Genomic DNA, 24825 nt, shown 5'->3' with positions numbered 1-24825 from the left:
CAGGAGGTTAGCCGGGGGGTGCGGGACGGTGGAAATCGACTAGCGGCGGCGCAACGGAAGTGGGGCGCCCATCACCGCGTACGGCTTCGGGGCGCTGGGGAAGAGGACCTGGCGGGCCAGGTCCTCGTAGCCGAGCGAGTGGTAGAGGCCGCGGGCCGGGCTGTCGGTGTCGATCGCGGAGAGGATCGAGCGGGGTTCGGCGGCGGCGTCGGTGATCGTGCTGATGAGGGCACGGCCGACGCCGATGTTCTGGAAGGTCGGGTGGACGTGCAGTTCGGTGATCACGAAGGAGTCGTCGAGCCAGGCGTCGTGGCCCTGCCGGCGCAGATACGGCTCGACGACGGTGGACCACCAGTGCGCACGGTCGTTCGGCATGCCGTACACGAACCCGGCGAGCCGTCCCCCGGAGGTGGTCGCGCCGAGTGCGCACGCGCCGGGGTAGGTCAGATGCCGCAGAACGATCTGCCTGCGTACGGCGACCTCGTCGGCCCCGAGCCCGAACGCCACGGCCTGGACAGCGAGCGCCTCGTCGACCCGGGCGGCGAGGTCGAGGGGGCCGACGACCACGTCGTGGGGGCGGGGGTGACGGTGGTCCTGACCGGGGAAGCGCGGCATGTCGGGAGACTACAGGGGGTGCGGAGCGTCCTCGCGGGGCGTGGGCCGGATGTGGCTGAGCCGCACACCCCCGGATGGGCCGGATCGCTCGGACAGCGGGGGCCGATTCAGAACAGGACGCTCATGAACGCTCCGACCTCCTGGAAGCCCACCCTCAGATATGTCCGGCGGGCGGGAGTGTTGAAGTCGTTCACATACAGGCTGACCACCGGGGCCACGTCCGCGAGGGCGTAGCGCAGCACGGCGGCCATGCCAGGGGCGGCGAGGCCCTGACCGCGGTATTCGGGGGCCACCCATACGCCCTGGATCTGGCAGGCCTGCGAGGTCGCGGCGCCGATCTCGGCCTTGAAGGCGACCTTGCCACGCTCGTCGAGGCGGGCGAAGGAGCGGCCGGAGCCGACCAGTTCGGCGACCCTGGCCTGGTAGAGGAGACCGCCGTCGCCGGCGAGTGGCGAGATCCCGACCTCCTCGGTGAACATCGCCACGCACGCCGGCATGATCGTCTCCATCTCCTCCTTGAGGACGCGGCGGACGTATGGATCCGGGGTGATGAGGGAGGGGTCGGGCAGCCTGTCGGTGACCATGAGGGGCTGGTGGCGGCGGACTTCCCTGGCCGGGCCCCAGCTCGGTTCGAGCAGCCGCCACAGCTGGGTGGTGGCTTCGGCGGGGCCGACGATGGAGGAGCAGCGACGGCCGGCTCGCCTGGCGCGGTCGGCGAAGGCGCGTACGGCGCGCGGGGTGGCGCAGATCGGGACGAGGTTGGCGCCCGCGTAGCAGAGGCTGGTGAGCATGCCGTCCTCGTACCAGCCCCACATCTCGCCGCCGAGGCGCCAGGGGTCTAGGCCCGCCACCTGGACACGGGACGTCACGAAGGCGTTCGCGACCGGCTCGCGGCCGAGGACGGCGAGCGCGGCGTCCAGGTCGCCCGGGTCGAGCACCCGGGAGGTGGTCTGCGTCAACACGTGCGGGGCCTCACCGATGCGGTCTGCTGATCTCCGCACTGTACCTGCGGAAGCTGAGCGGCGTCGTCCTGTGGTTGATGCCGCTCGCTTGTCGGTGAAGGTCGGCTTGACTTGCCGTCGTCCCTGGGGGCTGCGCCCCCAGACCCCCGCTATCGGCCCTGAAGGGGCCTCGTCCTCAAACGCCGGACAGGCTGGGTATTTCAGCCCCTCCGGCGTTTGAGGAGCGGGGTCTGGGGCGGAGCCCCAGAAGGATGGGACGGGTAGGGGCGGCGGGGGCGAATCAACCCGCGACGGACACCGAGGGCTCGCCGGAGGCGATGCCGTCCGCCTCCATCTGCTCGGCGAGCTTCAGCGCCTCCTCGATGAGCGTCTCGACGATCTTCGACTCGGGGACCGTCTTGATGACCTCGCCCTTCACGAAGATCTGCCCCTTGCCGTTGCCGGAGGCGACGCCGAGGTCCGCCTCGCGGGCCTCGCCGGGGCCGTTCACCACGCAGCCCATGACGGCGACGCGCAGCGGGACCTCCATGCCCTCCAGGCCGGCCGTGACCTCTTCGGCCAGCTTGTACACGTCGACCTGGGCACGCCCGCACGACGGGCACGACACGATCTCCAGGCCTCGCTGGCGCAGGTTCAGGGACTCCAGGATCTGGTTCCCGACCTTGATCTCCTCGACCGGCGGGGCGGACAGCGAGACACGGATCGTGTCGCCGATGCCCTCGCTGAGCAGCGCGCCGAAGGCGACCGCCGACTTGATGGTGCCCTGGAAGGCGGGGCCGGCCTCGGTGACGCCCAGGTGGAGGGGGTAGTCGCAGGCCGCCGCGAGCTGCCGATAGGCGTTGACCATGATCACCGGGTCGTTGTGCTTGACGGAGATCTTGATGTCCCGGAAGTCGTGCTCCTCGAAGAGGGACGCCTCCCAGAGCGCCGACTCGACGAGCGCCTCCGGCGTGGCCCTGCCGTACTTCTGGAGCAGTCGCCTGTCGAGCGAACCGGCGTTGACGCCGATGCGGATCGGCGTGCCGTGGTCCTTGGCGGCCCGCGCGATCTCCTTGACCTGGTCGTCGAACTGCTTGATGTTGCCGGGGTTCACCCGGACCGCGGCACAGCCGGCCTCGATTGCGGCGAACACGTACTTCGGCTGGAAGTGGATGTCGGCGATCACCGGGATCTGCGACTTGCGCGCGATGGTCGCCAGCGCGTCCGCGTCGTCCTGCGTGGGGCACGCGACCCGCACGATCTGGCAGCCGGACGCCGTCAGCTCGGCGATCTGCTGAAGCGTGGCCCCGATGTCCGACGTACGCGTCGTCGTCATCGACTGCACCGACACCGGCGCGTCTCCGCCCACGGCCACCGAACCGACCTGGATCTGTCGGCTCTTCCGGCGTTCGGCGAGCTTGGTCGGAACGGTCGGCATGCCGAGAGAAATCGCAGTCATCTGCTGTGCAACCCCAAGTTGTGGTTCAAGGTCCGGCCCCGGGAACAACGGGCTCCAGACTTCGAGATTACGGCACGTGCCCAGGCCCGGGCACATCCCGCACGTAAACCCACTCATTGGAGAACAGCCGGGCACAGCGGAGTGCTTCCACTGTGCCCGGCCGCCGTGAATCCGCGGGAAACCCCGGGTGACTAGGAGATTCGCACCGGGTTGACCACATCCGCCACCAGGACAAGCAGCGTGAAGCAGATGAAGAGTCCCGCCACCACATAGGCGACCGGCATCAGCTTCGCCACGTCGAACGGGCCCGGGTCCGGGCGCTTCAGCACCTTTGCCGTGTTCCTTCGCAGTGACTCCCACAGGGCGCCCGCGACATGACCGCCGTCGAGGGGCAGCAGCGGGAGCATGTTGAAGAGGAAGAGGGACAGGTTGAAGCCCGCCACCAGCAGCAACGCCATCCCCAGCTGTTGGCTGGGCGGGATGTCCAGGGTGAAGATCTCGCCGCCCACGCGGGCCGCGCCGACCACGCCCATCGGGGAGTCCGCCGCGCGTTCACCGCCGTCGAAGGCCGCGTTCCACAGGGCGGGGATCTTGCCGGGCAGGCTCGCGATCGAGTCGACGGCCTCGCCCATCCGGTCGCCCATCCAGGTCACCGAGTCGCCGAAGTCCTGACGGACGACGCCTCTGGCCGCGCTGAAGCCGAGGAAGCCCGCCGTGACGTACTGGTCCTTGACGATCTGGCCGCTGGAGTCCTTCTTCGCGACCTGGTTCTTGGCGATCTTCGCGTGGAGGGTGACCTGCTCGCCCTTGCGGTCGACGACGATCGCCACCTCCTTGCCGGGGTTCGCGCGGATCTCGTCCGAGAGCTTGTTCCAGGTGTCGACCTGGACCCCGCCGAAGGAGAGGATCTTGTCGCCCGCCTTGAGACCGGCCGCCGCGGCCGGCGAGGCCTTGTCGGTCTTGCGACAGGCGTCCCGGCCCTCGCTCTGGGCGATGACGCACTTGGAGACTGAGCTGACGGCGGTGGTCTCCTGCGCGACGCCGAAGCCCATGAGGACGATCAGGAACAGTGCCACCGCGAGGATCAGGTTCATGAAGGGGCCCGCGAACATCACGATGACGCGCTTCCACGGCTTGCGCGTGTAGAACAGGCGCTTCTCGTCGCCCGGCAGCATCTCCTCGAAGGACTGGGCGCGCGCGTCCTCGATCATCCCGCGCCAGGGGGACGTCGAGCGGGCCTCTATGCGGCCGTCCGGACCCGGCGGGAACATCCCGATCATGCGGATGTAGCCGCCGAACGGGATCGCCTTGATGCCGTACTCGGTGTCACCCTTCTGGCGCGACCAGATCGTCGGGCCGAAGCCGACCATGTACTGCGGTACGCGGATGCCGAAGAGCTTCGCCGTCGAGAGATGGCCCAGTTCGTGCCAGGCGATCGACACCAGCAGGCCGATCACGAAGACGACTATGCCGAGGATCATCATCAGTGCCGTCATGCACGGGCCTCCGCCGCTTGCTGTGTCTTCGTCTGTTGTGTCAGTTCCTGGGCCCTCGCCCGCGCCCAGGACTCCGCTTCAAGGACGTCCGCGACGGTCAGGGAAGTTCCCGTACGAGGGGTTCCGTGTTCCTCGACCACCCGGGTCACGGTCTCCATGATTCCGTTGAACGGTAGCCCGCCGCTCCGGAATGCTTCCACGCACTCCTCGTTCGCCGCATTGAACACCGCGGGGGCCGTGCCCGCGAGCTGCCCGACATGCCGGGCCAGACCGACCGACGGGAACGCCTCGGTGTCGAGCGGGAAGAACTCCCACGTCGACGCCTTGCTCCAGTCGAACGCGGGCGCCGCGTCCGGGACGCGCTCCGGCCAGCCGAGGCCGATCGCGATGGGGCCGCGCATGTCGGGGGGCGTGGCCTGGGCCAGTGTCGATCCGTCCGTGAACTCAACCATCGAGTGGACATACGACTGCGGGTGCACGACCACCTCAATGCGGTCGAAGGGAATGTCGTAGAGGAGGTGTGCCTCGATCACCTCCAGGCCCTTGTTGACGAGCGTCGCGGAGTTGATCGTGATCACCGGGCCCATCGCCCAGGTGGGGTGCGCGAGCGCCTCCTCGACCGTCACCTCGGCCAGTTGTGCCTTCGTACGGCCGCGGAAGGGACCGCCCGACGCCGTGACCACGAGCTTGCGCACATCGGAGCGGGTACCGGCCGCCAGGGCCTGGAACAGAGCCGCGTGCTCGGAGTCGACGGGGATGATCTGGCCCGGCCTGGCGAGGGCCTTGACCAGCGGGCCGCCGACGATGAGCGACTCCTTGTTGGCGAGCGCGAGGGTGCGGCCCGCCTCCAGCGCGGCGAGGGTGGGGGCCAGGCCGATGGAGCCGGTGATGCCGTTCAGCACCGTGTGGCAGTCGGACGCGGCGAGGTGGGTGGCCGCCTGAGGTCCGGCGAGGATCTCTGGGAGCGGCTCCCCGGCGCCGTACCGCGTGCTCAGCTCCTCGCGAAGGGCCGGTACGGCCTCCTCGCGGGCCACCGCGACCGTGCGCACGCGCAGCCGGTGCGCCTGCTCGGCGAGGAGCGCGACCCGGCCCCCCGCGGCGGAGAGCCCGGTGACCCGGAAGCGGTCCGGGTTGCGCAGCACGAGGTCGATGGCCTGGGTGCCGATCGACCCGGTGGAACCGAGGATCACCACGTCCCTGGAGCCGTCTTCGACCACGGGGTCGAAGACGAGGTGCGGGTCTGCGAGTGGGGCTGGACTGTCGGTCATCCCTCCATTGTGGCCGCTGCCACCGACAGTGAGGACAGGGCGTCCCCCGGGCGGAGTTTCCATAAGCGAAACCCACATAAAGATCGTGTGATAACACTTCTTTCCTGGCCGGTGGACGACCGGTCAGTCGTGTACGAAATCCTGGGGGGATCTCGATGCGCATTCGACGCGCTGCCCTGCCCGCGCTCGCGGGCGCCGTTGCCCTGACCGGCGCGGTTCTCAGTACTCCGGCCGAGGCGGCCGGCGGGGTGGTCATCCGGCATGTGTGGTTCGACAGTCCGGGTTCGGACAACGGCTCCAACGCCTCCCTCAACGGGGAGTGGGTGGAGATCAAGAACACCGGCTCGGCGTCCATATCGCTCAAGGGCTGGATCCTGAAGGACGTAGCCAACCACAAGTACACCTTCGCCAATCTGAAGATCGGCGCGGGCAAGACCATGAAGATCCGCACGGGTAAGGGGACCGACAGTGCGGCGACCAAGTTCCAGAACCGGCGCGCGTACGTCTGGAACAACACCAGTGACACGGCGATCCTGACGAGAGCGAACGGGTCGAAGGTCGACGACTGCAAGTGGACGACCAGCGACCCGAGCGACAAGGCCTGTTAAGCCTGCTAGGCGCTCCGCCGTAGGGCCGGTAAAGAGCCCCGCGCCCCCTCTGCTGGAGGGGCGCGGGTGTCTCTCACCGGATGGGACGGTGGACGTTCTCCTGTTTCGTCGGGCCTGGTGTCGCGTCCGCGATCCAGGGGCCCTCCCCCGAGAGGTCGACCACGCCCTCCTCGAGCCAGGTGTACGCACCGGCGAGGACGCCCTTGACCACCGCGCGGTCGACGTCGTCGGTGTTGGTCCACAGGCGGCCGAAGAGTTCGTCGACGCGGACGCGGGCCTGGCGGCAGAAGGCGTCGGCCAGTTGGTAGGCCTCGTGGCCGTTCTGGCCCTGGGCGCGCAGGAGTTCGGCGCGTACGCAGGCCGCGCTCATCGCGAACAGTTCGGCGCCGATGTCGACGATCCGGCCGAGGAAGCCCTGCTTGGTCTCCATCCGGCCCTGCCAGCGGGACATGGCGTAGAAGGTGGAGCGGGCCAGCTTGCGGGCACTGCGCTCGACGTAGCGCAGATGCGGCGAGAGGTCGACACCTTCGCGCTTGAACTCGGCGTACGAGCCCGGGAGTTGTCCGGCTCCGGTGACCAGCTTGGGCAGCCACTTGGCGTAGAAGACACCGGCGTTGGCGCCCGCCTTCGCCTTGTCCGACAGGGACTTGTCGGGGTCGATGAGGTCACCCGCGACCGTCAGGTGGGCGTCGACGGCCTCGCGGGCGATCAGCAGGTGCATGATCTCCGTCGAGCCCTCGAAGATGCGGTTGATCCGGAGGTCGCGCAGGACCTGTTCGGCGGGGACCGCCCGTTCCCCGCGGGCGGCGAGCGACTCGGCGGTCTCGAAGCCGCGTCCGCCACGGATCTGGACGAGTTCGTCGGCCATCAGCCAGGCCATCTCGGAGCCGTACAGCTTGGCGAGGGCGGCCTCGATGCGGATGTCGTTGCGGTTCTCGTCGGCCATCTGGGAGGAGAGGTCGAGTACGGCTTCCAGAGCGAAGGTGGTGGCCGCGATGAAGCTGATCTTCGCGCCGACCGCCTCGTGCAGCGCGACCGGCTTGCCCCACTGCTCCCGTACGGCCGACCACTCCCGGGCGATCTTCAGGCACCACTTCCCGGCGCCCACGCACATCGCGGGCAGCGACAGGCGGCCCGTGTTCAGGGTCGTCAGGGCGATCTTGAGGCCGGCGCCCTCGGGGCCGATCCGGTTGGCGGCCGGGACGCGCACCTGGTGGAGGCGGGTGACGCCGTTCTCCAGGCCGCGCAGGCCCATGAAGGCGTTGCGGTGTTCGACGGTGACGCCCTCGGAGGCGGTCTCGACGACGAACGCGGTGATGCCGCCCTTGTGGCCCTCGGACTTCGGTACGCGGGCCATGACGACGAGGAGGTCGGCGACGACTCCGTTGGTCGTCCAGAGCTTCACGCCGTCCAGGACGTAGTCGTCGCCGTCCGGTACCGCGCTGGTGGCGAGCCGCGCCGGGTCGGAGCCGACGTCGGGCTCCGTCAGCAGAAACGCGGAGATGTCGGTGCGGGCGCAGCGCGGCAGGAACTCGTCCTTCTGTTCCTGGGTGCCGAAGAGCTTCAGCGGCTGCGGGACGCCGATCGACTGGTGGGCGGAGAGCAGCGCGCCGAGCGCCGGGTTCGCGGAGCCGACCAGGGCGAGCGCCTTGTTGTAGTAGACCTGGGTGAGGCCGAGGCCGCCGTACTTGGTGTCGATCTTCATGCCGAGGGCGCCGAGCTCCTTGAGCCCGTTCACGACCTCGTCGGGGATCTGCGCCTCGCGCTCGATGCGGGCCGCGTCGATCTTCGTCTCGCAGAAGTCGCGCAGCTCGGCGAGGAACTCCTCGCCGCGTCGCGCGTCCTCGGCGGGCGGGAGCGGGTGCGGGTGGATGAGGTCGAGCCGGAAGCGGCCGAGGAACAGTTCCTTGGCGAAGCTGGGCTTGCGCCAGCCCTGTTCCCGGGCGGCCTCCGCCACCTGGCGGGCCTCCCGCTCGGTGACGGTGGGTTTGGCTGGGGGCTTGACTGGGCTTGCGGACATGAGGCACACCTCGCCGCGAATCGGGATCTTGAGGACCGTACGTTACTGATCGGTGCTACTCGATCGTTGGTACCCGATTACGGGCGCCCCCACCAGTCCTCGCGCGGCCATCGGCCGGGACAGGCCCTCGGCACCCCGCCCGCCAGCCGGTGCCGGTGCCGATGCAGACCGATCGGACCCAGCACTCCTCAACGGCCACCGCCGGGTGGGAAAGTTGCCATGGCGGCCGAGAAGGCCCCGAAAAACCTTGTCGAAGCGCTTCGACAACATATGGACACCCAACCCGGGTGGGGATACTGTCGTTCCACCCCTCACTCGCTGTTATCCGTCGCTGTTATCCATTACGCGCACTGTCGAAGCGCTTCACACAATGCTTGGAGAGCTGGATGGTCACTCTCGCCGAGGTCGCCCAGCACGCCGGAGTCTCGGCGAGCACGGTGAGCTATGTCCTCAGCGGCAAGCGGTCCATCTCGGTGGGCACCCGGCAGCGGGTCGAGCAGAGCATCCAACAGCTCGGCTACCACCCGAACGCGGGTGCCCGGGCGCTGGCGAGCAGTCGCTCCAACATCGTCGCCCTGATGGTCCCGCTGCGTACGGACATGTACGTGCCGGTGATGATGGAGATCGCCATCGCGGTGGCCACCAGCGCCCGCACCTACGGGTACGACGTGCTGCTGCTCACCGGCGAGGAGGGTCCCGACGCCGTGCGCCGCGTGACCGGCAGCGGGCTCGCCGACGCGATGATCCTGATGGACGTCGAACTCGACGACGAGCGGCTGCCGTTGCTGCGCGGGACGGACCAGCCGTCCGTACTCATCGGACTTCCGGCTGCCACCGAGGGCCTGACCTGCGTCGACCTCGACTTCGGGGCCACGGGCGCGTTGTGCGCCGAGCACCTCGCAGAGCTCGGGCACCGGGACATCGCCGTCATCGGTGAAGCGCCCGCGGTCTACGAACGGCACACCGGATTCGCCGAGCGCACGCTCGACGGACTCCGGTCCCGGTCGAGGGAGTTGGGGGTGCGGGTGCTGCACCGGCCGTGCGAGGGCGGGTTCGACGCGATGACGGTGACCCTGGCCCGGATCTTCGACGAGCGGCCGGGCACCACGGGGTTCGTCGTGCAGAACGAGTCGGCGGTCGAACCCCTGCTCGCGCTGCTGCGCCAGCAGGGGCGGGCGGTGCCGGAGGACGTGTCGGTGATCGCCGTCTGTCCTGACCAGGTCGCCACCCAGGCCTCGGTGCGGCTGACGTCCGTCGCCATTCCCGCACAGGAGATGGGACGCCGAGCGGTGGAACTGCTCATCGCCAAGCTCGAAGGGCGCGGGAGTGACGAAGTCGCGCTGATCTCACCGGAGTTGACGGTGCGTGCGAGCACGGGTCCGGCACCGGCCACCTCCTGATTTCCGGCACTTCCTGATCACCGGCCACCTCCTGATCCCCGGCCACCTCCAGATTCCCGCGCACGATCCCCGCTCACAACCGAAGACCTCGCCCGACGCCACACCCGACGCCCGGACATCCCAGGACCGTTGGGGCACCCCCGCATGTCCCGGACCGGCCCGCCAGAGCCGCGCCGGGGTCCCCCACAGCCACCCCTTTCCCCCACTCCTTCCTTCAGGAGCCGCCACGTGAACCAGCCCGCCGAATCCCTGTCCCCGTCAGGCGCGGTCAGCCTCGCGCAGTCCTCTCCCACCGTCGGTACGTTCCGTGAGCGGGACGGTGCGCTGGAGTGGAGCGGCCGGCAGGAGACCGTACGGATAGAGCCCTGGGGCCCGGACGCGGTCCGGGTCCGGACCCGGCTCGGCGGGCCGGTCCTGGAAGGGCTGCCGGGTGCCCTTCTGGACGAGCCGGAGTCGACGCCGTACACCGTCAAGATCGAGGACGGGCAGGGGCAGTTGACCGTCGGCGCGCTGACCGTCGAGGTGAGCGCCGAGGGCATGATCCGCTTCCTGCGCACCGATGACGCGGCCGAGCTGCTCGCCGAGGAACGGGCGCACTTCTGGTGGCCGGGCTCGCGTCTCTACACGGCCGTCGGCAACGGCTACCACCGGCTGGAGCAGCGGTTCGCCGCCTACGAGGACGAGAAGCTGTACGGGCTCGGGCAGCATCAGCACGGTCTGTTCGACCAGAAGGGTGTCGTGCTGGACCTGGTGCAGCGCAACGCCGAGGTGTCCGTGCCGGTGCTCACCTCCAGCCGCGGGTACACGCTGCTGTGGAACAGCCCGGCGATCGGGCGGGTGGAGCTGGCGGGCAACGGGACGCGCTGGGTGGCGGATTCGGCCCGGCAGATCGACTACTGGATCACGGCCGGGCAGCCGGCCGACGCGCAACGGCGCTACAGCGCGGTGACGGGCCGTACGCCGATGCTGCCGGAGTGGGCGGCGGGCTTCTGGCAGTGCAAGCTGCGCTACCGCACGCAGGACGAACTCCTCGACGTGGCACGGGAGTACAAGCGGCGCGGGCTGCCGTTGCGGGCCATCGTGTGCGACTTCTTCCACTGGACGCATCTTGGCGACTGGAAGTTCGACCCGGCCGAGTGGCCCGACCCGGCCGCCATGGTCGCGGAGCTGGCGGAGATGGGCGTCAAACTCGTCGTGTCCGTCTGGCCTTCGGTGTCGCCGCTCTCCGAGAACCATCAACTCATGGAGCAGCGCGGCTACTTCATCGGTACGCAGTACGGCCCGATGGCGCACGCCGACTGGCCGGACAAGGGTGTCGCGTCCACCGTCCAGGTCGCGTTCTACGACGCCACGAACCCGGAGGCCCGCGAGTTCCTCTGGTCGAAGATCCGCGACAACTACCTTGCCCCGTACGGCATCACGGCCTTCTGGCTGGACGCCTGCGAGCCGGAGCTGAAGCCGGGGTTCCCGGAGAACCTGCGGTACTGGGCGGGCCCCGGCCTGGAGGTCGGCAACCTGTACCCGCTCGAGAACGCCCGCACCTTCTACGAGGGCCTGGTCGCGTCCGGCGAGGACGAGGTGATCAGCCTCAACCGCTCGGCGTGGGCGGGCAGTCAGCGCTACGGGGCGGCCCTGTGGTCCGGTGACATCGGGGTCGACTTCCCGACCCTGCGCCGCCAGATCGCGGCGGGTCTCAACACCGCTCTGTCCGGCATCCCCTGGTGGAACACCGACATCGGCGGCTTCCACGGCGGCGACCCGGACGACCCGGCGTACCAGGAGGTGATGGTCCGCTGGTTCCAGTTCGGCGCGCTGTCCCCGCTGATGCGCCTGCACGGCTTCCGTGACCCGGGCCTGCCGCTGGGCCCCGACATGACCGGCGGTCCCAACGAGGTGTGGTCGTACGGCGAGAAGGCCGGCGCGATCCTGGAGCGGTACGTCCATCTCCGCGAGCGTCTGAAGCCGTATGTGCTGCGGGTCATGCGGGAGGCGCACGAGGAGGGGCTGCCGGTGATGCGCCCGCTGTTCCTGGAGTTCCCGGACGACCCGGCGACCTGGTCGGTCGACGACGCGTATCTCTTCGGCCCCGACCTGCTGGTCGCCCCGGTCCTGGAGGCGGGCGCGACGACCCGTACGGCGTACCTTCCGGCGGGGGCGACCTGGACGGACGCGTGGACCGGCGAGACGTATGAGGGCGGGGTGGTCGTGACGGTCGACGCGCCGCTGGAGCGTATCCCGCTGTTCCTGCGGGACGGGGTGAGTCTGCCTGTGGCGGAGTAGCGGCCCCGACGCGGAGGCGGTCGGCCCTTCGAGCGGAGGGCCGGCCGTCTGTCAATGCTGGGATTCCTGCGAACTCCTGTGCAGAAAAGGGCAGTTGGCTGGGTAAGGACCACCCGTCCAGCTCCACTCGCCCATGGAAGGGTGTTCCACCCGTGTCCTCATCTCCGCTCGCTCTCCAACTGGCCGACCTGCTGCTCCGGCCGGCCCACCGCTCCCGCCGCACCCCCGGCCATGCCTTCGACCGGCTGGTCGCCGACGTCGGACAGGCGCCCGGTGACGAGGAGTTCGTCGACGGCTTCCGTTCCCTGCTGTGCGACTGGGCCCGGGACGAGAACCTCACCCCGGTCGGCTGGGCGTCCGCACAGGGGCATGTCCGCAGGCATCTCACCAGCCGGGTCCGGGTCCGGCGGCTGATCGCCGAGCAGCCCGGGATCGCCCAGGAGCCCATCGAGAAGCCGGTGTTCGTGGTGGGCCTGCCGCGCACCGCCACCACGCTCACCCACGGGGTGCTGTCCCTCTCGGCCGGGCACCGATGTCCCAGGTTGTGGGAACTGCTGACACCCGACCTGGACGGCACTCCCGAGCAGCGGCGCAGAGCGATCCGGTCCGCGCGCATGATGGTCGGCGGCATCAACCTGTTCGCCCCGCGCTACCGGGACATCCACCCGATGACCGCCGAGGGCCCGGACGAGTGCACCTTCGCCCTCCCGCACACGATCATGCCGCTGTCCCAGGCCCGCATCCCCGAGTACCGAGCAGCCCTCGACGAGCGGGACTTCGTCCCCGACTACGCATACCTCAAGCAGGTCTACCAGGTGCTCCAGTACGGCCGCCCCCGCCGTCGCTGGGTCCTCAAGTCCCCTCTGCACACCGGTAATCTGGACGCCCTGCTCCGGGTCTTCCCGGACGCGACGATCGTGTGGACACACCGCGATCCGGCTGCCGTGGTGGCATCGTTCTGCAGCCTCATCGAGGCCGGCATGGCGATCACCCTGCGCCCCCTGGACCTGCCCGGCCTCGGCGCCACCTGGCTGGAACTCCTCAGCCACTCCGTGAACCGCGGCCTCGCCGCCCGTGCCGCCGTCCCGCGCGAGTCCCTGGTGGACGTCCCGTACTCCTGGCTCGGGTCCGATCCGGCCGCCGGCGCCCCGAAGCTCTACGCGGCCGTCGGCGCCCGCTGGACCGACTCCGACGCCGCCCGGCTCCCCGAGGTCGCAGCCCGCCCCAAGGGCACCCGCCCCCACAGTTACGACCTGGCCCGGTACGGCCTCACCCGCGCAGACGTCGATTCGGCGTTCGCCGACTACAACGCCCTGCGGGCCGAGGTCGACCGCGCCTGAACGGCGCGACCGGCCCCGGCCCCTCTGTCTGGCCGCCCGCGTCAGCTGCTGCTGACCGTCAGGTTGTTGGTGGTGAAGTTCAGGCCCCCGGAGGACGAGGTGATCTCGAACCCGAACTGCACGTCACCGATCGTCTCGTTGCCGAACCAGCCCTTGGTGTCCTTGATCCACTTGAGGATCGGCAGGACGTTGACCGTGCCGGACGACGAATTCGAGGTGCGGATGAACGAGAAGACCTCGTTCGCGCCGTTGTTGCCCTTGTAGACGGTCCAACTGTGGCCGCCCAGCGTCACGTTGCCCTGCGAGGTGCCGAGCGGGCCGACGGCTCCGGTCTTGTTGACCCAGAGCATGATCTCGTAGTCGTAGTCGGTGTCCCAGATGTCGTACGACGTGTTGTACGCGCCGGACGACGGGACCGTGACGTTGTAGGTGCTGGAGAGCGAACCGAGCGAGGTGATCGTCTTGTTGATCACCTTCTTGGAGTTGGGGTAGGACTTGATGCCGCCGGTGTTGGGGTGGTTGGCGTTGACGCCCCAGTTGGTACCGGAGTTGGCCCAGATGCACTGGCTGCCGGCGCCGGAGCCCCAGATGTTGTTGTAGAGGGTGTAGCCGTTCAGTGAGGTGTTGCCCCACTGGTCGCAGGAGCTCCAGACGGCCGCCGAGGCGGGGGCGGACGCGAGACCGACGGTCGCGCCGAGCGCGAGAGCGGGGGCCAGCAGGACCTTGGTGATCCGGCTCAGCGTGCGGGTGCGTGTTGCCATGGGGGTTCCTTCCAAGGGTGGGGGGAAATGCGGGTGGGGGGTTGTGTGCTGCTCTCTGTCGCGCTGTTCCTCGGTGCGGTTACCGTGGCCCCAGGTCGAGGACGCGGTCTTCTCCGGCGACGAGATCGAGCGTTCGTGCGCCGGAGGAAGTCCTGAGGTCGATCCGGTGACTGCGGCTGGGGCGTACGACGGCCCGGCCCCGCCCCGGTCCCCAGTCGAGGTCGACCTCCGCGCCGAACCGCGTGCGTACGCCCCGGAGCCGGCCGGTGGGGCAGGCCGCCGGGAGCGCGGGCAGGAGGACCAGCCGGTCGGGGGTCGACTGGATGAGCGCCTCGATCAGCACCGCGGGCAGGGCGTGGGCCGCGTCCGCGTTGTAGACGTCCCGCCCTGGATAGTGGGCGCTCATCAGCGAGGCGTGGAAGAAGTCGCCGTCGAGCACCTGGCCGAGGGCGTGGGTGACCCGTTCGCCGTCGCGGAGGCGGGCCGCGATCAGCGCGTGGTGCAGGTGTCCGTGGGCCGAGTCGTTCTCGGCGCCCCGGAGTTGGAGCGCGCGGTACGCGGCGGCGGCGAGGTCCGGGGTGTCGTACGGGTTGATCTCGTCGAGGGGCCAGACACCGTAGAGATGGCTGAGGTGCCGGTGGTCGTAGGTGTCGTCGAGGCCGGGCCAGGCCCATTCGGCGAGCGCGCCGTCGGCGTTGACCCTGTGCGGTGGGAGCCGGTCCGCCAACGCCCGCCAGCGGTCCGCCCGTTCGCGGTCGTCGGGGTGATGATCGGCGGCGGCGAGCAGGGCGTGCCGGGCCGCCGAGAGGTCCATGGCGGCGTTGACGGCGCCCCAGCTCGCGTTGGCGGGACGGTTCTCGGGTGAGTAGGAGGGGACGACGACGAGGTGGCCGTCGGCGTCGGTGCGCGTGAGGAAGTCCTCGTAGAACAGGGCGACTTCCGCGAGCAGGGCGGCGGTGCGGGGGTCGCGGACGCCCTCGGTGTCGTCGTGGTCGACGAGCGGCTTGAGCAGCCAGTCGGCGCCGGCGGTCCACAGGTGGAGCGGGTACTCACGGCTGAAGTGGTACATCAGCCCGGACTCTCCGTCGGTGTGTGCGGGCGCGGCCACACCCCGGGCGCCGAAGACCGCGCGGGCGTTCTCCCGCCAGTCGTCGATCTGACGGTGGATCAGGGCGGCGTGGGCCTCGGTGACTTCGGGGAGTGCTCCGGCCGCCGCGGACGCGATCTGGAGGTTGAGGTTGGCGTCGGTGGTGAACGCCCCGGACCAGGCGGTGTTCCAGTCGCCGGTCCACAGGCCGACCAGGCGGGGCGGGCACATTCCGCCGGCGGAGAGCAGGTGGTAGCGGCCGGCGGCGAAGAGGCGCTCCAGGAGGGCGGGACTCTTCGCACGGGTGAGCAACTCGGCGCCGGGAAGGGCGCGTTCGGTCTCGTCGGCGGCGAGGTCGAGGGTGACGCGGTCGTAGGCGGTGCGGTGGAGGAGGGTGTGGCGGGCGAGGAGGAGGTCGTACGTCCGCTGTTCCGAACCCGGCTCGGCGTCCTCGTCCGGCAGCAGTTCCCGCAGGGCACGGGCATGGTCCGCCGTGTCCAGTTCGCCGATGTGCCGGACGACGCGGGTCAGCAGCAGTACGGACTTCGCGCCCTCGACCCGTACGCCGGGCGGGGTCAGGGTCGTACCGCCGCCCATGGGCACGACGAGGGTCACGCCGGTGTACGCGCGGTCGCTGTCCGGGTAGCGGGCGCGAAGGGTGAGCAGGGCGCCCTCGGTGGTGCGCACCACGCTCTGGCCGACGCCCAACTCAAGCGGGGCGCCCGGGAGTCGGTGGTCGAGGTCGATTTCGAGAGTGAGACCGGGACCGCCGGCGGCACGGGCGTCGGCGGTGACGTACTGGACGATGACGTCGTCCGCGCGGGACACGAAGACCCGGCTGCGCCAGCCCTCGCACCCGGCTTCGGTGACGCCGGTGGTGAAGTCGACGGACCGCCGGTAGTCACGCCCCTCCCCCGCCGGAGCTCCGCCGCGCAGCCGCACCTGGAACGCCGGGTGGAAGGGCTGCACCCACTGCAGCTCCCGCCCGTCGGTGAAGCTCTCGGCGGCCGTGGTGTCCCCGGCCAGCAACCGGTCCTGGAGGACGGCCAGTTGGTCTGCCAGCTGTGGCGGCCTCGCGTGTTCGCCACCGTTCGGGCGGACGAGGGTGTGGTGCGTGATGACGACACGGTCGTTGTCCGGGTCGCCGAAGACCAGGGCGCCATGGCGGCCGTTGCCGCTCAGATAGCCGTCCTCCCAGCGGGCGGCGGGGCGTGGTTCCCAGGTGCCGTGGACAGGTCCTTGGGCGGGTCCGTCGGTTGTCATGGCTTCAGCACCGCCACTCCGTACCGGCCCAGCGGGACCTCGTCCATGACGATGGCGCCGGTCAGCAGGTCCCGGTGGACGCCGGGCACCTGGACGGTCACCGGATCGGAGCCGTGGTTGAGCACGAAGAGCAGCTCACCGCGCCGGACGGCCTCGACCCCGGCGGGCAGCGCGTCCAGCACCGGCCGGACGCCCGCGTCGGCGCCGATCCGGGCGAGGAGGTCGCGCAGCGCGTCGGACTCGGGGAGCGTGGAGACGTACCAGGCTCGGCCCTTGCGCAGCATCGCCGGCAGCCCGTCGAGTTCGCCGCCCTTGTACGGGGTGACCTCGTCGGCGCCGTCGGCCTCCAGCTCCTCGGACCACAAGTGCCCCTGGAAGCCGTCCACTTCGACGGTCTCGCCCGCGTCCAGTGGCCACCACTCGTGCAGGGTGCCCAGGCCGAACAGTTCGCGCAGCCGGGCGTCCATGCCGCCGGGCCGTACCCGGTCGTCCTCGTCGGCGACTCCGGTCAGGAATCCGCAGACGAGGGTGCCGCCGCCGTGTACGTACGCCAGGAGGTTGTCGATCGCCGCGTCCGTGAGCAGGTACAACTGCGGTACGACGACGAGCCGGTAGGCCGACAGGTCGTGTTCGGGGTGGGCGAAGTCCGTCGCGAGGTGCGCTTCCCAGAGAGCGCGGTGCCAGGCCCGTACGACCTGCGGGTAGTCCACCTCGGAGGAGAGCCGTCCGTCCTGGGCGCCGCCCCACCAGGCGTGCCAGTCGTGGAGAACGGCGATGTCGCTGGGTGTGTGACTGTCCGTCACTTCAGAGCTGATGGCGGCGAGTTCGGCGCCGAGTTGCTTGACCTCCTGGAAGGTCCGGCCGTGTTCGCCCGCGTGGCTGACCATGCCTGAGTGGAACTTCTCGGCGCCCTGTCGGGACTGGCGCCACTGGAAGTAGCAGACGGCGTCGGCGCCGCGCGCCACCGCCTGGAGCGACCAGAGCCGGTTGAGGCCGCGCGGCTTGGGGTGGTTGACGCCCCGCCAGTTGACCGGACCGGCGGCCTGTTCCATCAACATCCACGGGCCGCGTGCCTGCGAACGCGTCATGTCCTGGATCAGCGCGCCCTGTTGGGCGCCGAACGGGTCGCGCGGGTCGGGGTAGATGTCGACCGAGACGACGTCCTCCTCCTGGACCCAGCGCCAGGCGTCCTGCCCCACCCACATCGGCATGAAGTTGGTGGTGACCGGGAGGTGCGGGGAGTGGCGGCGGACGATGTCGCGTTCCGCGAGGTAGCACTCCAGGAGCGCGTCGGAGGTGAAGCGTTTGAAGTCGAGCACCTGGGTGGGGTTGCGCATGTAGTGCGGGAGGCGCGGCGGCAGGATCTCGTACCAGTCGCCGTACCCCTGACTCCAGAACGCCGTTCCCCAGGCCTCGTTGAGGGCGTCCAGCGAGCCGTACCTGTCCTGGAGCCAGCGCCGGAACGCGGCGGCCGACTCGTCGCCCCAGTCGTAGGTGCAGTACTCGTTGTTGATGTGCCACATGGTGAGGGCGGGGTGGCCGCCGTAGCGGGCGGCCAGGTCCTCGGTGATGGCGGCGGCGTAGCGGCGGTAGGCGGCGCTGGAGTGTGCGAAGTGCTGGCGCCCGCCCCACCATTCGATCCGCCCGTCCTCGGCGACGGGCAGGGTCTCCGGATGCAGCCGGCCCATCCAGGGCGGCGGCGAGGAGGTGGGCGTGGCGAGGACGACGCCGATGCCGTTCTCGTGCATCAGGTCCATCAGCCGGTCCAGCCAGCCGAACTCCCTTGCCCCGGGCCGGGGTTCGAGCTTGGCCCAGGAGAAGACGCCGAGCGTGACGGAGTTGACGCCGGCGTCCTTCATCAGCCGGACGTCCTCGGGCCAGGTCTCCTCGGGCCACTGCTCGGGGTTGTAGTCGCCGCCGAAGAGGATGCGGCCCCGGCCGGCGTCACCGAGCCCCGGCATCAGACCGGCTCCCCGTACTGGATTCCCCGTCCGTTGGTGGCGAGGTAGACGCGGCCGTGGATGCGCGGGTCGCCGGTGATCGCCGCGCCGGTCCAACCCCACTGATGGGCGTCGTCGTTGATCCGCGTCCAGGTCTTGGCCTCGTCGTCGGAGCGGTAGACGGCGGTGACGGTCTCGGTGGAGCCGACCATGAAGACCGCCGGGTAGGCGGCACCCTCGGCCGCCCGGCCGAACCCGAGCGTGTACGACGCCCAGCAGCTGGCGACCTTGGTGAAGGTGGCACCCCCGTCGGTGGACCGGTGGAGCCCGTTCCACTTGACGCTCAGCCACAGGTCGCCGGAGCGTCCGGGTGCCGTGGCCAGCTCGAACTGGCTGTCGCCGGAGGGCAGTCCGCTCGCCCGGGCGGTGAACGTGAGGCCGCTGTCGGTGCTGGCGTACAGCGTTCCCGTGTCGGTGTCGTACGCGTAGAAGCGCGTCGGGTCGGCCGGGTCGGCGACCGGCGTGGCGCCCTTCGGGATGGTCGAGACCTCGGACCAGGTCGTGCCGTTGTCCGTGGAGCGCTGGGCCGGGTACTTCGTGCCGTCCCAGTGCACGAAGGTCCACAGCAGCACGCTGCCGTCGGAGTTGGTGGCGATCGGCCCCGGTGCGTTCTTGGCGATGGCGGGCTGGGCGGCGAAGGGTGCCCAGCTCCGCCCGCCGTCGTTCGAGAAGGCCCCGTTGCCGTTGTCGCCCCACCCTGACCGGACGACGTACGACGGCTTTGCGGCGGCCTGGGCGAGTCCCGTCGCCGACCCGAACACGGGGTTCGACGCCATGCCGCGCGACGGGGACGCCGTGAGCCGCTCGTGGTACATCACGCCGATGTCCCCGAGCCCGCTGAGCAGGTGCGCCTCCCCGGTCGGAGGCGAGATCAGCTGGCGTACGGACGTCTCCTCCAGGCCGCGGATCTGCGGGGCCCAGTGTTTGAGGTCGCGGGTGCCGTAGAGGGTCGCGCCGGTCCCGTACACGATGTGCCGGGAGTCGTAGGGGTCGAGGGCGAGCGCCTGGATCCACCAGCCGAACTTCGGCTTGTCCTTGCCGAACTTGAGGAAGGGGGTCTCGGACACGTCGAGCACGGCGCTGTCCTTGAGGGACGTCCAGTTGCGGCCACCGTCCGTGGAGCGGAACACCGTGTCGATGTCGGCCCAGCGGTTGTTGGTGGAGACGACGAGGGTGCCGGCCCGGCAGGCGTCGACGGCGACCCCGCCGTAGGCGAAGTTGTCGGCGGAGCCGTCGGCGGTGGTCCCGCCCGGCTTCACCGGGGTCACGTCCGTCCAACTGCCGGTCGTCGTGCGCAACTTGTGCACGCTGCCGTCCGACTGGCCGTTGGGACCGGCCGCGTTGGCGTACGTCACGTACAGGTCGCGGGTGTGCTTGTCGTAGGCGGCGCGGATCGGGACCTTGGCGGAGGTGGCGCCGACGGGCTGCCCGGGCACGGCTTCCCAGGTCGAACCGTCGGAGGTGCGGTACAGGTTGGCCGTACCGGCGGTGCCCTTGCCGTCACCGTCGCCCCAGCCGGCGTAGACGGTACGGCCGGCCGCGACCAGGAAGGTCACGCCCTGACCACTCGGGCTCGGGGTGGCCGGGAAGGTGCTCGCGGACGCCCAGGTGGCGCCCCGGTCGGTGGACTTGAGGAGTCCGTCGTGCCGGGTGCCCAGCCACAGGGTGTCGCTGTCCCGCGGGTCGACGAGCAGCCGCTCGCCGGCGCCCCGCCCGTCCTCGTTGGCCCCGAGCTTCACGGTCAGGTCGGTACGGGCCCAGGTCGCGCCCCGGTCCTCGGACCGCAGGACGGCACCGTTTCCGGCCCACGACTGGGCGTAGGTCCCGAGGGAGAGGTACACCCGGTCGGGGTGCGTGGGGTCGACGGCGATCGCCTCCACCCCGAGGAGGTTCCAGTCGTCCCACCCGAGGTGATCGGTGAGCGCGGTCCAGCGGGCGGCCCGCTCGTCCCACCGGTAGGCGCCCCCGATGTCGGTACGGGCGTAGGCGAGTCCTCGTACGGAGGGATGGAACAGCACCCCGGTGACGAACCCGGTGCCGCCGATGACGGCGGTGCGCCAGCGGTAGGCGGGGGCCGCCGCAGCGGAGGCCGCCTGGGCCGCCGTACCGGACAGGGACACGGCGGAGACCGCGACAACGGCAGCGGTCGCAGCAAGAACGGCACGTCTACTCGGACGGGACGCAGGCATGACTTACCTCGATCTGAACAGAGAGAGTGAGGGGACGCGCCCCTTAGGGGGCGCGGGGCTGTGACATTTACGGCTCCGCCGGGTGGGCGCGAGAAGCCACGACGCACCCGCAGCCACCACCGGACCGCAAGAGGCACCCCAAGCCGCGAAACCTAACGAAACCGGAAGAAACCGACCGTCAGCCCTTGACCGCGCCGGTCAGCATGCCCTTCTTGAAGTGCCGCTGCACGAACGGCGATGCCACCGCGACCGGGATCAACGCGAGGACCATCACGGCCATCTGCAACCCCAGCGCCGACAACTGCCCGGTACGGACCGCCTGTTGCAGCCCCGTGGGCGACGCGGTGTTCTTCTGGACCAGTTGGATGAGCACGTTCTGCAACGGCATCATCTCCTGGTCGCTGAGATAGATGGACGCGTTGAACCAGGCACTCCAGTACCCGACCGCGTAGAACAGGGAGATCACGGCCAGCACCGCCCGCGACAGCGGCATGATGATGGTCAGCAGGATCCGCAGATCCCCCGCCCCGTCGATCCGCGCGGACTCGGTGAGCTCGGGCGAGATCCCCATGAAGAAGGCCCGCAGGACGAGGATGTTGAAGACGCTGACCGCGCTGGGCAGGACCAGCGACAGATAGGTGTCGGTGAGCCCCAGCGACTGCACCAGAAGGTACGTCGGGATGAGGCCGGCCCCGAAGAACATGGTCGCCATCATGGTGATCAGGAAGAACCGGTGTCCCAGGCTGCCGGGCCGGGACAGCCCGTAGGCCGCGAGCACCGACACCGCCATCGAGAACAGTGTGCCGAAGAGCGTGACACCGACCGAGATCGTGATCGCCCGGCTGACCTGGCCGCCGCTGAGCAGCTCCGTGTAGTTGATGAAGGTGATGCCCTGGGGGATCACGACGAGGCCGCCGACCCGGTCGATCACCGGCTTCGGGGAGAGACTGGTGACGATCACGATCCAGAGCGGGCCGACCACCCCCAGACAACAGAGCGCGAGGAAGACGCTCTTGGCGGTGATCCCGGCCTTGTTGGGCTCCTCCTCCCACGCGGGGCGGGCAGGCGCCTTGAGACTGCGGACGAGCTGCGTGTTGAGGCTCACTTCTTGTACACCCCCTGCTCGCCGAGCAGGTGCGCGAACTTGTTCGCGCCCAGGACGAGACACAATCCGATGGCTCCCTTGACGAGGCCGACCGCGGCCGCGTAGCTGAAGTCGCCGTTCTGGATACCCATGTTCCACACGTAGGTGTCGAGGACCTCGCTGACTCCCACGCCGACCGCGTCCCGCTGGAGCAGGAACTGCTCGAATCCGACGCTCAGCGCGTCGCCCACCCGCAGCACGAGCAGCAGGGCGATCACCGGGCGCAGCGCGGGCAGCGTCACGTGCCACATGCGGCGCCAGCGCCCCGCGCCGTCCATCGCGGCGGCCTCGTACAGGTCGGTGCTGACCGCGGCCAGCGCGGCGAGGAAGACGATGATCCCCCAGCCGGCGTCCTTCCAGACGGCCTGCGCGGTGACCAGGTACTTGAAGAGGTCCGCGTTGGTCATCAGGTCGAAGCCGCTCCACCCGTGGTCCTCGAGGGTCTGGGCGATGATGCCCGCGCCGCCGAAGATCTGCTGGAAGACGGTGACCACGAGGACCCACGAGAAGAAGTGCGGCAGATACATGATCGCCTGCGCCACGGCCCGGACCCGGGGCCGGATCACGCTGTTGATGATCAGCGCGAGGGCGATGGGGATCGGGAAGAACAGCACCAGCTGGAGCGCGAACAGCAGGATGGTGTTCTTCGCGGCGCCCCAGAACAGCGGGTCGTCGATCATCCGCGAGAACTGCTCGAAGCCGACCCAGGGACTGTGGAAGATCGCCGTGACGCCGTTGCTGGAGACGTACGGGTCGTAGTCCTGGAAGGCGACGACGTTACCGAGGAGCGGGACGTAGTTGAAGAGCAGGAGCAGGAGGATGACGGGCAGCGTCATCAGGATGAGCGCGCGGTCACGGCGCAGCCGGACCCGCCAGGGGACCTTGCCCGCCTTGCCCGCTCTACCCACCTTGCCCGCCTTGCCTGCTTTACGGGCCTCGCGCGGCACCCGTTCGGTCGCCACCGCCGCGGCGACCGCGGCCGTCGGTTCCTCGACGGCCGCGGGAGAACGAGTCCCGTCGGGCCTGCTCCCGGCCGTGAGAGACATCAGTTGCCGCTGCCGTTCTTGTCGATGAGCTGCTGGTACCAGTCGCGAAGCTTGTCGCCGCCGGAGGACTTCCAGGTGGAGATCGCGGCCTGTACGTCCGACAGCTTGCGGTTGCCGCGTACGTAGTCGATCTCCAGCTGCTCGAACTGGCTGGAGAGGTTCGCCCAGCGGGTCGGCTCGACGATGTTCATACCGTACGTGGACGTCTTCTTCATGAAGGCGCCCATCCGCTGCTGCCACTCGACCTGCTTGCGGGCGACGTCCGGGAAGTCGGGGTGGGCGTAGTAGGGGGCCGGCGCGGACAGCATCACCCAGGCGTTGACCACCTCGGAGTTGCCCAGGTCGTTCTTGACCGGGACGCCGTCCTTGACCGTGTAGTGGGTGCCTTCGACGCCGTAGTCGACGAGCATCCGCTCCTTGGTGCCGTAGGGCGCGGCCGCGAAGTCGGCGGCGGCCAGCGCGTTCTCGACCGTCGCCTTCGAGGCGCCCTTGCGGATCATCGACCAGATGTTGGCGGGCTGGGCCGCCCACAGCGTCGGGTTGCCGCCGTCCGCGCCGAAGAGGTCCATGCCCTCGATGTCGAAGTCCGGGTTGGACGTGGCCTGTTCGGCGGTCTTCCCGTACCAGTTGGACATGTCGTTGTTGAAGACCAGGATCTGCCCGGCGGTGAACCGGTTGCCCGCGTCACCCGAGCGCGCCTTGTCGTCGGGGTGGACCACGCCCGCGTCGAACAGCTTGCGGGTCCACTCCAGGGCCTCGAGGTACTCGGGCTGCTCGGAGCGGTAGGTCAGCTTGCCGTCGGAACCGATGTTCCAGCCGAGCGACCCGGAGGAGCGGACACCGAAGATGTTGAAGGCACTCCAGGACATGTCCCCGCAGGCCCACACCTTGGCCTTGGCGCTGGTGGCCTCCTTGGCCCAGCTGAGGAATTCGTCGGGCGACTTGGGTACCGAGTAGCCCTTCTTGTCGAAGATGTCCTTGCGGTAGTAGGGCACGATGAAGGACGCGGAGGCGGCCGGCATCGGGATGCCGCGCAGCGCGCCGCCGAAGATGCCCATGCGCCAGGCGTCGGAGGGGATCGCGGCCAGGTTCGGGTACTTCTTGACCTTGTCGCCCGCCAGGTAGGGGCCGAGGTCCATGAACTTCGCGGTGACGGCGTTCGCGATCTTGCCGACCAGTTCCCAGCCGGGCACGACCACCATGTCGGGGACGGAGCTGGAGGCGAGGACGGCGCCCAGCTTCTGGCCGTAGGTGGTGCCGTCCTGGTTCTGCCAGGTGATCTTGGTGCCCGCCGCGGCGTCGAGCGCCGTGTAGTAGGCGCAGTCGGCCTTCGGCGGGGAGCCCCAGTACGGAGACATGATCTTGAAGGAGGCGCCGGTGCCCAGCTTGTCCGGGACCGAGGCGGTGAGGGCCGCGAGGTCGACCTTGCCGGTGTAGCCGGCGGAGGAACCGTTCTTCGACGGCAGGTCCGGCCTGGCGACCGTGCTCGCGACGAACGTCGGGAGCAGCTTGTCCGCGGCCTTGCCCGACGTGGCTCCCTCGCGCTCGCCGCCGCCCGACCCTCCGCAGGCGGCAAGCAGCGGGATCCCGCCCGTCACCACGGCGGTGGCGACCGCCGTCGAGGCGAGGAAGCTTCTCCGGCTCGGCCCGGAGGAGGCGGAAGCGGCGTTCGGCGTCATTGCGTCAACCCTTCATGGCGCACCAGGACACCCGGCGGTGGGCCGTCGGCTGCGGTGTCTTGAGTGACTTGAGTGAGACTGGCTGAGCTGAAGCGGTCCTCCGACCAGTGCAACGGCATTCCGTAGTCGAAGCGCTTCGATGTTGCTGCGAGGTTAAGTGAACACCAGAGGGTGCACAAGGGTCGGTTCCAAGATTCCTCCGAGGTACAGGGCCCTGCCAGGCGGCCCG

17 protein-coding genes are annotated in these 24825 nt (G+C 69.7%); 4 read left to right on the top strand and 13 right to left on the bottom strand.

All coding sequences use genetic code 11. The features are described 5' to 3' along the window. Positions 1 to 39: 39 nt before the first annotated feature. The 5 genes from G3I71_RS34510 to dxr all read right to left on the bottom strand — a co-directional run bounded on the left by G3I71_RS34510 (position 40) and on the right by dxr (position 5779). Positions 40 to 615, bottom strand: a complete 576-nt coding sequence (locus tag G3I71_RS34510; RefSeq protein WP_164320961.1) for a GNAT family N-acetyltransferase — start codon at positions 613 to 615, stop codon at positions 40 to 42. Positions 616 to 722: 107 nt separating this feature from the next. Next, positions 723 to 1577: a GNAT family N-acetyltransferase gene (locus tag G3I71_RS34505; RefSeq protein WP_164320959.1), complete on the bottom strand. Its 855-nt coding sequence runs from the start codon at positions 1575 to 1577 to the stop codon at positions 723 to 725. Positions 1578 to 1857: 280 nt separating this feature from the next. After that, entirely contained in the window at positions 1858 to 3015 is a 1158-nt protein-coding gene (gene ispG / locus G3I71_RS34500; RefSeq protein WP_164320957.1) for a flavodoxin-dependent (E)-4-hydroxy-3-methylbut-2-enyl-diphosphate synthase, read from the bottom strand. 191 nt (positions 3016 to 3206) lie between these two features. After that, complete coding sequence (locus tag G3I71_RS34495) at positions 3207 to 4499, bottom strand: RIP metalloprotease (protein ID WP_203732147.1); 1293 nt, start codon at positions 4497 to 4499, stop codon at positions 3207 to 3209. Positions 4500 to 4507: 8 nt separating this feature from the next. Next, positions 4508 to 5779 (bottom strand): 1-deoxy-D-xylulose-5-phosphate reductoisomerase, encoded by a 1272-nt coding sequence (dxr, locus tag G3I71_RS34490; protein WP_164320953.1) that lies wholly within the window; start codon positions 5777 to 5779, stop codon positions 4508 to 4510. A 155-nt stretch (positions 5780 to 5934) separates the two neighbouring features. On the opposite strand from dxr, the gene G3I71_RS34485 reads away from it, so the two are divergent. Next, entirely contained in the window at positions 5935 to 6387 is a 453-nt protein-coding gene (locus tag G3I71_RS34485; RefSeq protein ID WP_164320951.1) for a lamin tail domain-containing protein, read from the top strand. Between the two features lie 73 nt (positions 6388 to 6460). On the opposite strand, the gene G3I71_RS34480 is transcribed toward G3I71_RS34485, so the two are convergent. After that, a complete protein-coding gene (locus tag G3I71_RS34480) occupies positions 6461 to 8407 on the bottom strand; it encodes an acyl-CoA dehydrogenase family protein (protein WP_164320949.1) in 1947 nt (648 codons plus the stop codon). Between the two features lie 386 nt (positions 8408 to 8793). Between G3I71_RS34480 and G3I71_RS34475 the strand changes: the two genes are divergently transcribed. The 3 genes from G3I71_RS34475 to G3I71_RS34465 all read left to right on the top strand — a co-directional run bounded on the left by G3I71_RS34475 (position 8794) and on the right by G3I71_RS34465 (position 13427). Then, positions 8794 to 9807 (top strand): LacI family DNA-binding transcriptional regulator, encoded by a 1014-nt coding sequence (locus tag G3I71_RS34475; protein WP_164320947.1) that lies wholly within the window; start codon positions 8794 to 8796, stop codon positions 9805 to 9807. A 228-nt stretch (positions 9808 to 10035) separates the two neighbouring features. After that, positions 10036 to 12087, top strand: a complete 2052-nt coding sequence (locus G3I71_RS34470) for a glycoside hydrolase family 31 protein (protein WP_164320945.1) — start codon at positions 10036 to 10038, stop codon at positions 12085 to 12087. Positions 12088 to 12239: 152 nt separating this feature from the next. Beyond that, positions 12240 to 13427, top strand: coding sequence for a sulfotransferase (locus G3I71_RS34465; protein ID WP_164320943.1), 1188 nt, complete (start codon positions 12240 to 12242; stop codon positions 13425 to 13427). Between the two features lie 41 nt (positions 13428 to 13468). Here G3I71_RS34465 and G3I71_RS34460 read toward each other — a convergent pair whose 3' ends face one another. From G3I71_RS34460 to G3I71_RS34430, 7 genes are all read right to left on the bottom strand, one after another. Further along, positions 13469 to 14188 (bottom strand): hypothetical protein, encoded by a 720-nt coding sequence (locus tag G3I71_RS34460; RefSeq protein ID WP_164320941.1) that lies wholly within the window; start codon positions 14186 to 14188, stop codon positions 13469 to 13471. Positions 14189 to 14267: 79 nt separating this feature from the next. Further along, a complete protein-coding gene (locus G3I71_RS34455; protein WP_164320939.1) occupies positions 14268 to 16538 on the bottom strand; it encodes a glycoside hydrolase N-terminal domain-containing protein in 2271 nt (756 codons plus the stop codon). Continuing rightward, entirely contained in the window at positions 16535 to 18499 is a 1965-nt protein-coding gene (locus G3I71_RS34450; RefSeq protein ID WP_164320937.1) for a beta-galactosidase, read from the bottom strand. The genes G3I71_RS34455 and G3I71_RS34450 overlap by 4 nt, the downstream gene beginning before the upstream one ends. Then, positions 18499 to 20727: a sialidase family protein gene (locus G3I71_RS34445; RefSeq protein ID WP_164320934.1), complete on the bottom strand. Its 2229-nt coding sequence runs from the start codon at positions 20725 to 20727 to the stop codon at positions 18499 to 18501. The genes G3I71_RS34450 and G3I71_RS34445 overlap by 1 nt, the downstream gene beginning before the upstream one ends. Positions 20728 to 20905: 178 nt before the next feature. After that, positions 20906 to 21832, bottom strand: a complete 927-nt coding sequence (locus G3I71_RS34440; protein ID WP_164320932.1) for a carbohydrate ABC transporter permease — start codon at positions 21830 to 21832, stop codon at positions 20906 to 20908. Continuing rightward, positions 21829 to 22917: a sugar ABC transporter permease gene (locus G3I71_RS34435; RefSeq protein WP_164320930.1), complete on the bottom strand. Its 1089-nt coding sequence runs from the start codon at positions 22915 to 22917 to the stop codon at positions 21829 to 21831. Before G3I71_RS34435 ends, G3I71_RS34440 begins: the two co-directional genes overlap by 4 nt. Continuing rightward, entirely contained in the window at positions 22917 to 24596 is a 1680-nt protein-coding gene (locus tag G3I71_RS34430; RefSeq protein WP_164320928.1) for an extracellular solute-binding protein, read from the bottom strand. Before G3I71_RS34430 ends, G3I71_RS34435 begins: the two co-directional genes overlap by 1 nt. Positions 24597 to 24825: the final 229 nt, after the last annotated feature.

Origin of the sequence: Streptomyces sp. SID12501, assembly GCF_010550245.1 — a bacterium.
Classification (GTDB): domain Bacteria; phylum Actinomycetota; class Actinomycetes; order Streptomycetales; family Streptomycetaceae; genus Streptomyces.
Note: the sequence above shows the minus strand (reverse complement) of the source record. Positions and strands in the feature narration are given on the sequence as shown.